General features: G+C 46.4%; 9 protein-coding genes and 1 tRNA gene. 3 read left to right on the top strand and 7 right to left on the bottom strand.

All coding sequences use genetic code 11. The features are described 5' to 3' along the window. Positions 1 to 10 precede the first annotated feature (10 nt). On the top strand, positions 11 to 1207 hold the full coding sequence (locus tag DXD04_RS02435) for a BamA/TamA family outer membrane protein (protein WP_117670560.1): 1197 nt from the start codon (positions 11 to 13) through the stop codon (positions 1205 to 1207). A 116-nt stretch (positions 1208 to 1323) separates the two neighbouring features. Here DXD04_RS02435 and DXD04_RS02430 read toward each other — a convergent pair whose 3' ends face one another. The 7 genes from DXD04_RS02430 to DXD04_RS02400 form a co-directional block, all read right to left on the bottom strand. Beyond that, a complete protein-coding gene (locus DXD04_RS02430; protein ID WP_117670557.1) occupies positions 1324 to 2730 on the bottom strand; it encodes an amidophosphoribosyltransferase in 1407 nt (468 codons plus the stop codon). Positions 2731 to 3149: 419 nt separating this feature from the next. Then, a tRNA-Lys gene (locus tag DXD04_RS02425) sits at positions 3150 to 3222 on the bottom strand. A gap of 123 nt (positions 3223 to 3345) precedes the next feature. Beyond that, positions 3346 to 4989 carry an ABC-F family ATP-binding cassette domain-containing protein gene (locus tag DXD04_RS02420; RefSeq protein ID WP_007560820.1) on the bottom strand — a complete coding sequence of 548 codons (1644 nt, stop codon included), beginning with the start codon at positions 4987 to 4989 and terminating at the stop codon, positions 3346 to 3348. A 62-nt stretch (positions 4990 to 5051) separates the two neighbouring features. Continuing rightward, positions 5052 to 6011, bottom strand: coding sequence for a hypothetical protein (locus tag DXD04_RS02415; protein WP_117670555.1), 960 nt, complete (start codon positions 6009 to 6011; stop codon positions 5052 to 5054). Beyond that, positions 6008 to 7849 carry a peptidase U32 family protein gene (locus DXD04_RS02410; protein WP_117670553.1) on the bottom strand — a complete coding sequence of 614 codons (1842 nt, stop codon included), beginning with the start codon at positions 7847 to 7849 and terminating at the stop codon, positions 6008 to 6010. Before DXD04_RS02410 ends, DXD04_RS02415 begins: the two co-directional genes overlap by 4 nt. Beyond that, positions 7849 to 8772, bottom strand: coding sequence for a homoserine O-acetyltransferase MetA (metA, locus tag DXD04_RS02405; protein WP_022052998.1), 924 nt, complete (start codon positions 8770 to 8772; stop codon positions 7849 to 7851). The genes DXD04_RS02410 and metA overlap by 1 nt, the downstream gene beginning before the upstream one ends. A gap of 101 nt (positions 8773 to 8873) precedes the next feature. After that, a complete protein-coding gene (locus DXD04_RS02400) occupies positions 8874 to 9767 on the bottom strand; it encodes a LysR substrate-binding domain-containing protein (protein WP_117670551.1) in 894 nt (297 codons plus the stop codon). Positions 9768 to 9979: 212 nt separating this feature from the next. Between DXD04_RS02400 and DXD04_RS02395 the strand changes: the two genes are divergently transcribed. Both DXD04_RS02395 and DXD04_RS02390 read left to right on the top strand, forming a co-directional pair. Beyond that, complete coding sequence (locus DXD04_RS02395; RefSeq protein ID WP_177299046.1) at positions 9980 to 10414, top strand: hypothetical protein; 435 nt, start codon at positions 9980 to 9982, stop codon at positions 10412 to 10414. Between the two features lie 18 nt (positions 10415 to 10432). Then, the gene (locus DXD04_RS02390; RefSeq protein WP_022052994.1) at positions 10433 to 11887 is read left to right on the top strand and encodes a catalase; all 1455 of its coding nucleotides are present in this window, start codon (positions 10433 to 10435) and stop codon (positions 11885 to 11887) included. The last annotated feature ends 20 nt before the right edge of the window (positions 11888 to 11907 follow it).

Below are 11907 nucleotides of genomic sequence, written 5' to 3'. Positions count from 1 at the left end.
ATTTTGTCGCATGAAAAAATACTTACTCATTTGCATCTATTGCCTGTTCATCATAGCAGGAAATGCACAAGAATCTCCTCAAGACAGCCTGTTACGCCAGCAACAGACGGAGAAAGAGCTCAAAAAACAGAAAAAAGCAGCCCGCAATTTTCACTATAACATATTGGGAGGCCCGAGTTATACTCCAGACTTTGGTCTGCTGATAGGCGGAAGCGCCCTGATGACGTTCCGCATGAACCCGAAAGATACCACCATGCGCCGTTCGGTTATCCCGGCTTCCGTAGCTTTCATGTTCAACGGGGGACTAAATCTGGTAGTCAAGCCACAGCTTTTCTTCAAGAACGACCGCTTCCGTATCTTCGGACAGTTTACATTCAAGAATACCCAGGAAAACTTCTATGGGGTGGGATACGATACCAATAAGAATTATGTACGAAGCGATACGACCAGCCAGTATCGCTACAGCGGCATACAGATTAATCCGTGGTTCCTTTTCCGTCTGGGAGAAAGTAACTTCTTTGCAGGTCCACAGATTGACATTACCTATGACCACATCATGGATCCGGCCAAGTACCTGGTGGAACAGCCTGACTACAAACGTGCAGGAGGTACCGCCGACGGCTACAAGGATTTCAGTTCCGGAGTAGGTTTCCTGCTTACTTACGACACACGCGATGTACCGGCCAACCCTTACAAAGGGCTCTACTTCGACCTGAGAGGACTGATATACCAAAAATTCTTAGGCAGCTACTCTAATTTCTCCCATCTGGAACTGGATTACAGACAATACAAGAGCGTCGGGAAACGAAAGGTAGTGGCATGGACGGTACAGAGCAAGCACTCTTTCGGACACAATCTTCCGCTGAATAAGTACGTACTGAGTGGTACTCCTTTCGACTTACGAGGATATTACATGGGACAATACCGCGATAAATCTTCGCACGTGGCACTGGCCGAATATCGCCAGATGTTCAATACCGACCAGAGCAACTGGATTAAAAGAGTAATCAATCGTCTGGGCTTCGTTGCCTGGGGAGGATGTGGCTTTATGGGACCTACTCCCGGAAAAATAGAAGGAGTGCTTCCTAATGCCGGATTAGGACTTCGCATAGAGGTACAGCCCCGCATGAATGTCCGCCTGGATTTAGGACGCGATTTCACCAACAAGCAGAATCTGTTTTATTTCAACATGACCGAAGCGTTCTAAAAAAGCACACCGACATTCATCCCTCTTCACCAAAGAGAATTTCAAAGAGTTTCTATATATAAAAAAGGGAGGTTCGTTTGAACCTCCCTTTCTATATTTATATTCAGCAATATTCATCAGAAACAGCTGGAGCCATCGAAGCAATGTGTACAAACTTTGCACTTCGGCAAGCCAATAGCTTCAATCAAGGTTTCCAGCGTATTGAACTTCAATGAAGTCAATCCGAAACGGGCACGAATACGTTCTACCAGTTCCTTGTATTCCGGAGAATCTGTAGTAGCGTATTTGTCGAGTTTGGCATTTTCATCACCCTCGATTTCCTTGATGATACGACGGGTAATCAATTCCATATCACCCTTAGAAGAAGTAAAGCCAATGAAAGGACATCCGTAAATCAGCGGCGGACAAGCAATACGCATGTGTACCTCCTTTGCTCCGTAATCGTAAAGAATGTTCACATTGTCACGAAGCTGAGTACCACGAACGATAGAATCATCGCAGAACAACAGACGCTTTCCCTGCAGCATGGCACGGTTAGGAATCAACTTCATCTTAGCTACCAGCGAACGCATGTTCTGGTTGCTCGGAGTAAAGCTTCTGGGCCAGGTCGGAGTGTACTTGGCTATAGCACGATGATAAGGAATTCCCTTACCTTCTGCATATCCCAAAGCCATACCTACCCCCGAATCAGGGATACCGCAGGCACAGTCCACTTCAGACTCATCCGTCTGTCCCATCTTGTATCCGCTCATAAAACGAACCTCTTCCACGTTCTTACCTTCATAACAAGAAACAGGGAAACCATAATACACCCACAAGAAAGAGCAGATCTGCATCTTCTCATTCGGTTTGCGAAGCTGTTCAAGACCGTCAGCACGCATGCGCAGAATTTCACCCGGTCCTACATATTTGTCGATTTCAAAATCCAGGTTCGGCAAACTGCTTGATTCGCTGGTGGCAGCGTATGCGCCATCCTTCTTTCCAATGATAATTGGCGTACGTCCCCACTTGTCACGAGCCACGATGATACCGTCCTCAGTCAGAATCAGCATAGAGCAGGAACCCTTGATTTTGTTGAATACATTTTCAATACCATCCACAAAATCCTTTCCTTGCACAATAAGCAATGCTACCAGCTCCGTAGGGTTGGTTTTTCCCATGCTCATCTCCGAGAAGTGCATATTGTTGCTCAACAATTCCTGCACCAGTTCGTCCATGTTGTTAATCTTCGCTACCGTTACAATGGCAAAACGCCCCAGATGAGAATTAATCATCATCGGTTGCGGATCCGTATCACTGATGACACCGATTCCTGCCTTTCCCTTGAATTTAGGAAGTTCACTCTCGAACTTCGTGCGAAAATAAGAACTCTCCAGATTGTGAATCGAACGTATGAAACCCTCGCCTTCGGCGTATGTCGCCATTCCGGCGCGTTTCGTTCCTAAATGTGAATTATAATCCGTACCGTAAAATAAATCGGTCACGCATTCAGCCTTAGAGACTGTTCCGAAAAAACCACCCATTCTGTATGTATGTTATTTAGTTGTTATGATTTTCGGGTGCAAAAGTACAGAAAAAAAACGGGAAGTCATTATCAAGCTTTTTTATAAACATATTTTTTAATACAATGGATGAACAATTTCACCCTTCCGCTTGTTGATATGACATAACTCCTTTACAGAATCCCCCCTTTTTAACAAGGAAAGAAGCCGCACGTAAATCATACAAAGGGCTTAACTAAACTTTACATTATGTACAAAAGCCGCCGCACAACACCGGCGGCTTTCTTTTTGTTCAGACTGACTAAAATTTATGCCTAAACAATGAAGCCCTCAGGTTTTTACGTTGACCCGTTTTTACGTTGACCCAAAAGTACATTTATAGCATCATACAAACACGAAAAAAGCGATTATCTTTTTCAAGATAACCGCTTTTCTCTGAGTGATCCGCCTGGGGCTCGAACCCAGGACCCCAACATTAAAAGTGTTGTGCTCTACCTGCTGAGCTAGCGAATCAATCCTTTGCCGCATCGGTCATTTCCCGATTGCGAGTGCAAAGGTAGTAACTTATTTTAAACCTGCAAAACATTTGGGAACTTTTTTCTCAAATCCCTGTTTTTTCTCTAAAAAAGGGTGATTTCAGGCATTTTTACGCTCCAGTTCCTGCAAGTTTTCCATTTTTTTCGTCTCCAGGAATTCATAAATGCCACACAAATGTTCTTTCACACGCTGGTTTCCGAATTCATATACTTTCGTCACAAGCCCATCCAGGAAGTCACGGTCGTGAGATACGACAATCAGTGTGCCGTCGAAATCTACCAGTGCCTGCTTCAGAATATCTTTTGTTTTCATGTCCAGGTGATTGGTCGGCTCGTCCAAAATCAACAGGTTGACCGGCTCTAATAAAAGCTTTATCATCGCCAGACGGGTACGTTCTCCTCCTGACAACACTTTTACCTTTTTCATGGAAGCCTCCGGACTACCAAACATGAATGCTCCCAGCAGGTCTCTGATTTTATTACGGATTTCACCTTTGGCTACATCGTCAATAGTCTGGAACACCGTCAGATTTTCATCCAGCAAGGATGCCTGGTTCTGTGCAAAGTATCCGATTTGTACGTTATGCCCCAACGTCAGCGTACCTTCATGATCTATTTCATTCATGATACATTTCACCAAAGTAGACTTTCCTTCTCCGTTCTTTCCGACGAATGCCACCTTATCTCCTCTCTCAATGGTCAGATTGGCATTTTTAAAGACTACATGATCGCCGTATGTTTTACCGACTCCTTCCATGATAACCGGATAGTTTCCACTACGCGGAGAGGGAGGAAACTTCAAACGCAAGGCCGAAGTATCTTCTTCGTCCACCTCTATCAGTTCCAGTTTCTCCAGCATCTTCACACGGCTCTGTACCTGAAGCGTCTTGCTGTATGTACCCTTGAAGCGTTCGATAAAGTCCTTGGTTTCCTGAATCATTTTCTGCTGTTCCTCATACTGCTTCATCTGTTGCTCACGGCGTTCCTTCCGCAATACAAGATACTGAGAATAGTTCACCTTATAATCATAGATGCGCCCCATCGTGACTTCAATAGTACGTGTGGTAATATTATCGACAAACTTACGGTCGTGACTGATGACTACCACGGCCTTGGCACTGTTAATCAGAAAATCTTCCAGCCACTGGATAGATTCAATGTCCAGGTGGTTGGTAGGCTCATCCAGCAAAAGGACGTCCGGATTCTGCAGCAACAGCTTGGCCAGTTCGATACGCATACGCCATCCTCCACTGAAATCACTGGTCGGACGGTTAAAGTCTTCCCGCAAGAATCCCAGTCCCAGCAAAGCCTTCTCCACATCTTCTTCAAAATGCGTCATGTCGATGGCATAGAACTTCTCGCTCATGGCTGCCACTTTCTCGATTAAAGCCATATAGGAGTCACTCTCATAATCCGTACGAGTGGCCAGTTCGTTGTTCATCCGCTCTATCTCTTCTTCCATTTCTTTCAAATGGGCAAACGCCTGAGAGGCTTCTTCAAACACCGTACGGCCATCCTCCGTCATCAGGTGCTGGGGCAGATAGGCAATCACACAGTCCTTCGGTGCCGTCACTTTTCCACGGGTGGGCTGCCGAACGCCTGCCAAAATTTTAAGAAGTGTCGATTTTCCGGCACCATTTTTACCCATCAGGGCGATACGGTCTTTCTCGTTAATCTGAAAGTTCAGGTCACTGAACAAGGTGGTCCCTCCGAATTCTACGGTCAGTCCATCTATACTAATCATATTTGGTACGTTTTAAGATTTTTGATTTTGGAAAATGCAAAATTACAAAATTCTGCCGATTCTTACTCATTCAATGCGCCACAGTGCGGGCAAATGCCTTTCGATCTCATTTTTGCGCCACAAGAACCACAGGCGTATGGATAACCGTGCGATTTCCTGAGCTGACGAATACACCACAAGGTATATCCGATAAAGCCCACATAAGCCAGGTACACCCATAAATAAGTAAAGAAGATATAAAGAAATATGCAATAGGAAGCCAGTCCCAGCAGATAGAAGAAGGCTACTTCAAAAGAGGTCTGATGAAACAAATCATCCAGCAAAGCGACTCCTAACAGCAAAATAAAGAACACACTGAGCACAAACAACCCTAATACAAAAGGCAGGTCGAACGGATTCAGGGACGGGTCATAATAATACCGCTCCCAGGTTTCCGGCACAAAATGCTGCATGCTGTTATAAAGTGTAGCAGCTGCCACAAGCAACCATGACAACGTAATGGGGAACACACTGTCTATGTCGTTCAGCCAGATGAGTTTTATCTGCTTGCGCCGTACGGCACGGTACACAAAGCAAAGGAAGAACACTGCCAATACCAGAAAGAACGGTAAGGTGTGTGAATTACTGAACAAGTGGATGCAACGTGATATCGGGTCTACAGGGACAATGTGCGTCAAAAGCTGATGTTCCGGAATCCAGCCTATGGTTTCCTGGTCGCGTGCCACCTTCACCCACACAGAGTCATCCTGCATTTCCGTGCGCAGCGATATTTCAGCCACCACCAGTTCATCTCCTTCCCTTACCGGAATAGAGTCGAGCAACGGAAGCAGACGCAACCAGAGCGTATCAGCTGTCACACGAAAATTGCTGTTCAGTGCATACGGGCGTTCTTTCTGTACCGACACGGCAACCGAGTCTTCCGAACCGTTCTTCACAGCCGAAGACAAGGTGGTGCGGTAATGACAGGCCGTCATACACAGCAACAGAAAGAGTATGCCCAGAAAATATCGTAAGTGCTTCATGAAGATGCCCGATTATCCAATGAGACTTTCATCTGACAAACCTTACAGTCAAAATCAAGGCGGAAACGTCGTCCGTCCGTACTTACCAGATAATACGGCTCACGATAAGGCGACTTCACCTTATGATGCACCGGACACCATCCCATGCTATAACGCAGGCAATGCTTGCAGAACATCAACACCGCATCAGCCTGTGCTTCCTTTTCAAAAGCCGGCTCCACGCGCTTCACTCCATGGTCATGGTAGAAAGCCTGCGCCTTGCCGTTCATCACATTACCTAAATAGGTCAGTTCGCCTGCCGGAAAGGCATGAACTGTTTTCGGGAAACGGACTCTTTCCTGCGGATAGTTGATACGACGAGCCTCCAGCAGTTTCTCCACTGCCGTACGACGTAAATCTGCAAGCACTGACGAAGGAATAAACCAGTCGCCCGATAAAGAAATATCCAAACGTTCCAGTTCAAAAGGCGTATTTCCCAACTTGCCCAACTGATTTCTCAGGTTTTCAGCCTGGGGTGTACGGGCCGGTGCTTTTTCGTACGGCAACGTCACGCTGATGCTATTATCGTCCTCATCGGTCAAAGTCAGTGTAAATCCGAAATTGTTTTCTTCCAATGCCATGGCCACGGCCATCTTTCGCTCTGCCGATTTCTTCTGCATCACTCGTTCAAACTCCTGGTCAAAGTTACGGTAAAGCTTGGTCTTCGGTCGAAGGCGTGGCATTTCCTGCGGATAAAGTTTATTGTTTTCTACGCGATTTACCCGGAATCCATGCAGTTTTCCCGCCTCATCCAGATAACAAAGTCCGTCACCGTTACTGAAAGGTTTGACACCTGCCACGGTAAAATAGTTGCCGCGTACTTCCTTCACCACCCCCATTTCCTCACCTAGCGACTTTGGCGTATGGAAGGAGAAAATATCCGGTGTACGTCCGTGCAGGAAATAATCGGTAAAGCCCCTGCTGAAACTCTTGTCCAATTGCGGACGAAAAGCCAGCCGGACCGTGCCGGAAGAAGCACGTATATATTCTTTGCGGCGTTTGAATATCGCATCCAGTTTCTGGCGATAGTAAGCCGTCACATTCTTTACATAGGCCACATCCTTCAAACGTCCTTCTATTTTCAGTGAAGAAGCACCGGCATCCAGCAAGGCTTCCAGGTTCTCGCTCTGATTCATATCTTTCAAGGACAACAGATGTTTGCCCCGGGCAATCATTTTCCCGTCGGCGTCTACCATATCAAAACTCAGGCGACAGAACTGTGCACACTCTCCCCGGTTGGCACTACGGCCAAAGCAAGCCTGGCTGACATAACATTGTCCGCTATAGCTTACGCACAAGGCTCCGTGTACAAACACTTCCAGCGGTGTTTCCGGACAAGCTGCATGAATCTTTGCAATTTCATCAAGCGTCAGTTCACGGGCCAACACCACCTGACGGAAACCTGCCTCAGCCAGGAATTTCACTTTTTGCGGAGTGCGGTTGTCCATCTGCGTACTGGCATGCAAAGGAATCGGAGGAAGATTCAGACGGGTAATCCCCATATCCTGCACAATCAAGGCGTCCACCCCAATCCGGTACAAATCCCAAATCATTTTCTCCGTTTCTGCCAGTTCCTCATCTTTCAAAATTGTATTGACAGTCACGTAAATACGCACCCGATACAAATGTGCGTAACGCACCAGGGCTTCAATGTCTTCCAGGGAATTTCCGGCAGCTGCACGCGCGCCAAAACGAGGTGCACCGATATACACCGCATCGGCACCATGATTAATGGCTTCCATTCCACACTCCAAGTTCTTTGCCGGAGCAAGCAGTTCGATAGGACGTTGTCTGAGCATTATTTTATCTGATTGATGTCGTAAGGAGTTTCCTGATATACATAATAGTTCAACCAATTGGAGAACAAGAGGTTGGCCACACTTCGCCAGCGTACCAGCGGTCCTTTCTCCGGATTGTCCTCACGATAATAGTTTCGAGGCATTTCAATAGGAAGTCCCTTATCCAGGTCACGGCGATACTCCGTGTCCAAAGTATAAGGAGAATATTCGGAATGTCCGGTCACGAAAAACTCACGTCCGCCGCGAGCCATCACAATGTGTACACCTGAGTCGGCCGATTCCGAAATCACCTGCAAGCCTTCACACTTCTCGATGTCTTCCCGACGGACTTCCGTATGACGGCTGTGCGGTACATAAAACACATCGTCAAACCCACGGAAAATAGGTAAATGCTGGAATCCGTCGCAGATATGATGTTCAAAAATTCCGAACATTTTCTTTTCCAGCGGATATTTCGGAATGCCATAATGATAATACAATCCCGCCTGTGCTGCCCAGCAGATATAAAAAGTAGAAGTCACATGCGTACGGGTCCATTCGAAAATCTCCGTGATTTCATCCCAATAATTTACATCCTCAAAATCGAGATGTTCTACCGGCGCACCCGTAATAATCATTCCGTCGAACTTCTCATTCTTCATCAGTTCAAAATCACGGTAGAAAGCTTTCATGTGTTCCACCGGCGTATTTTTTGACGTATGACTTTTCAGCTTCATCAGGCTCACCTCTATCTGAAGAGGAGAGTTCGAAAGCAAACGAATCAAATCGGTTTCTGTAGTAATCTTGATGGGCATCAGGTTCAGCACCACAATTTTCAGCGGACGAATATCCTGTGAGCTGGCACGAGAATTATCGATAACGAAAATATTCTCCTCCTTCAGCAAATCAATTGCGGGCAGTTTATCGGGTAAATTTAATGGCATAGCGCTGTGTTTCTGTTTTAGTTTTTATCGACCGACAAAGTTAATAATTCAGAACGGATTAAGAGAAACAGGAACCTGTCTTTTTTACATCTTATCATTATTTAGCTTCTCTCTTCTCCTCCTGCCACTTTTCGGAGAAAATCAGCAAAAGCCAATGCCGATTTCTTACGGTAATCTCCCTGTGCCCAGAACAAAAAGCCCTGTGAAGTCAGTTTGTCGGCACATAGTATCGGAATTTGTACCAGGTTCTCTTCTCCCCGTACAGCCGCCTGCGTCAATATCGTTCCCCAATAGCCTTCGCGCAAGGTATGAATGATGGTATGCACGTCATTCATCTCCACGCCTACCGTCAGCTCCAACTGATGCTTCCGGCACAGGTCGTCTATTCTTTTTCGGGTGGCAAATCCTTTTCCCGGCAGAATCAGGGGAGTTTCAGAAAGCCGCTTCAAGGTGATGGACGACAATTCGGCCAACGGATGAGAACAATGCACAATAAAGCGGAGCATGGAAGAGAACAAAGGCATGGTTTCCATATGCTCTGACACGCCTTCCGGTTTAAAGGACAACACAAAATCCAACTGATTTGCCTCTAATCTGTCCAACAACTCTTCGGAAGTGCCAAAACTGACATTGACCTTTATTTTGGGATAAGTCTTGGAAAATAATCCCAACGCTGCAATCAATAACGGACTCATGCTGTAAGTCACTCCTACATGAAGCACTCCCGTTTCAATACCTTTCAGGTCGCGAATAATCTGTTTTCCGTTTTCCGCATCACGTATTGCCCTGACAGCATAAGGCAGAAAAGCCAGCCCAGCCTCTGTGGGTACAATTCGCTTGCCGATGCGGTCGAACAGCAGCACATCCAGCTCATCTTCCAGCTGTTTGATTTGCTGTGAAAGGGTACTTTGAGAGATGTGCAGCACACGCGCAGCCTCTGAAAAGTTCTGTAGTTCGCAGGCCTCTTTAAAGTATTTCAATTGACGCAGTTCCATTTCCTTATCGTTTTTATCTATGGATATTATCGAAAAAATGAATTTTGCAAATATAAATAAATATTCTCATCCCGCTTATCTTTGTTAAAAAAGAAACGCTATATGAAAAAAATCATCAGTTTAATGTGTGCCTGGCTGGCAATAACTGTCTCGGCACAAACCGCAAATACAGTGAACAAAGATTGCCAAAGAACTATGTTGTTGCCAATAAGATGAAAGCCACTGTCTTATATTACAGCCACAAAAGAAAGACCGCCTTTTTCGCACGAGAAATAGCCATGTATCTCTGGTCAAAAGGGTTGAACGTCAGCCTGAGTGCCATTTCTGATTTTGACACTCAAAAGCTGAACGAGACGGACTTTCTTATTTCCGGATGCTGGACGTGCGGCTGGTTCGTCGTCGGACAGCACCCTCACAAGAAATGGAGTGCATGCAGCCGGAAGATGGCAGGACGCATATCTCCGCATCGTACACTCCTTTTTACCACGTATAAATTCAGGACAGGCAGTATGTACCGGAAAATGAAGAAAACATTGAAGATTTCACGGAACACCCACATACCTTTCCTGAAATCCAAAAACGGATTGCTGACAGAAACAGACAAAAAGATATTAGACCAATTTATCAGTACATCCCTTTTTTATTAATTATAAATGTAATATTGTATGGAAAATAAAAAACTGACCAGCGCTTCAGGAGCACCTGTAGCCGACAACCACAATGTGGCCACCGCAGGACGGAGAGGCCCGATGCTTTTACAAGACGTATGGTTTCTTGAGAAACTGGCACACTTTGACCGCGAAGTGATTCCGGAACGACGCATGCACGCCAAAGGCTCCGGTGCCTTCGGAAAATTTACGGTCACTCATGACATTACAGCCTACACCAAGGCAGCTATTTTCTCACAGATTGGAAAAGAAACAGAACTGTTTGTCCGTTTCTCTACCGTAGCCGGTGAACGAGGAGCGGCAGATGCCGAACGTGATATTCGCGGATTCGCCATCAAATTCTATACAGAAGAAGGTAACTGGGATTTGGTAGGTAACAACACCCCCGTCTTCTTCCTTCGTGACCCGCTGAAATTCCCCGACCTGAATCATGCGGTAAAACGTGACCCGCGCACCAACATGCGAAGCGCACGCAACAACTGGGATTTCTGGACATTACTACCTGAAGCACTGCATCAGGTAACCATCACCATGAGCGACCGAGGTATTCCAGCCTCTTACCGCCACATGCACGGATACGGAAGCCATACATTCTCACTTATCAACGCAGAAGGAAAACGCACTTGGGTGAAATTCCACCTGCATACGCAGCAGGGCATCAAGAACCTGACCGATGCGGAGGCAGAAGCCATCATTGCCAAAGACCGTGAAAGCCACCAGCGCGATTTGTATGAAAGCATTGAGAAGGGCGACTTCCCCAAATGGACTATGTACATTCAGGTAATGACGGAAGAGCAGGCCAAGAACTGTCCGTTCAATCCGTTCGACCTGACCAAAGTCTGGTCGCAGAAAGAATATCCGTTGATTGAGGTGGGCGTGATGGAACTGAACCGCAATCCGGAAAACTACTTTGCAGATGTAGAGCAGGCGGCGTTCAATCCGGCCAATGTGGTGCCGGGTATCAGTTTCTCACCCGACCGTATGCTGCAAGGACGTCTGTTCTCTTACGGAGATACACAGCGCTACCGACTGGGAGTGAACCATCACCAGATTCCGGTCAACCGCAGTCGTTGTCCTTTCCTGAATATGTATCATCGGGACGGACAGATGCGCGTAGACGGAAACCACGGGTCTACGTTAGGATATGAGCCCAACAGCTACGGAGAATGGCAGCACCAGACGGAATACAAGGAGCCGCCGTTGGAACTCGATGGAGCCGCTTACCAATGGGACTACCGGGAAGATGATTCAGATTACTACTCTCAGCCGGGCGACCTGTTCCGACTGATGACTCCCGCCCAGCAGCAGGTGCTCTTCGAAAATACGGCAAGAGCTATGGGAGATATTCCAGAAGAAATCAAGCTTCGCCACATACGAAACTGCATGAAAGCAGATGAAAATTATGGAAAGGGAGTGGCAAAAGCCCTGAATATTCCATTAGAAAAGATTTGAATGACAAACTGACTTGACTA

The sequence above is a fragment of the Phocaeicola plebeius genome (genome assembly GCF_003437535.1).
Classification (GTDB): Bacteria; Bacteroidota; Bacteroidia; order Bacteroidales; family Bacteroidaceae; genus Phocaeicola; species Phocaeicola plebeius_A.
Note: the sequence above shows the minus strand (reverse complement) of the source record. Positions and strands in the feature narration are given on the sequence as shown.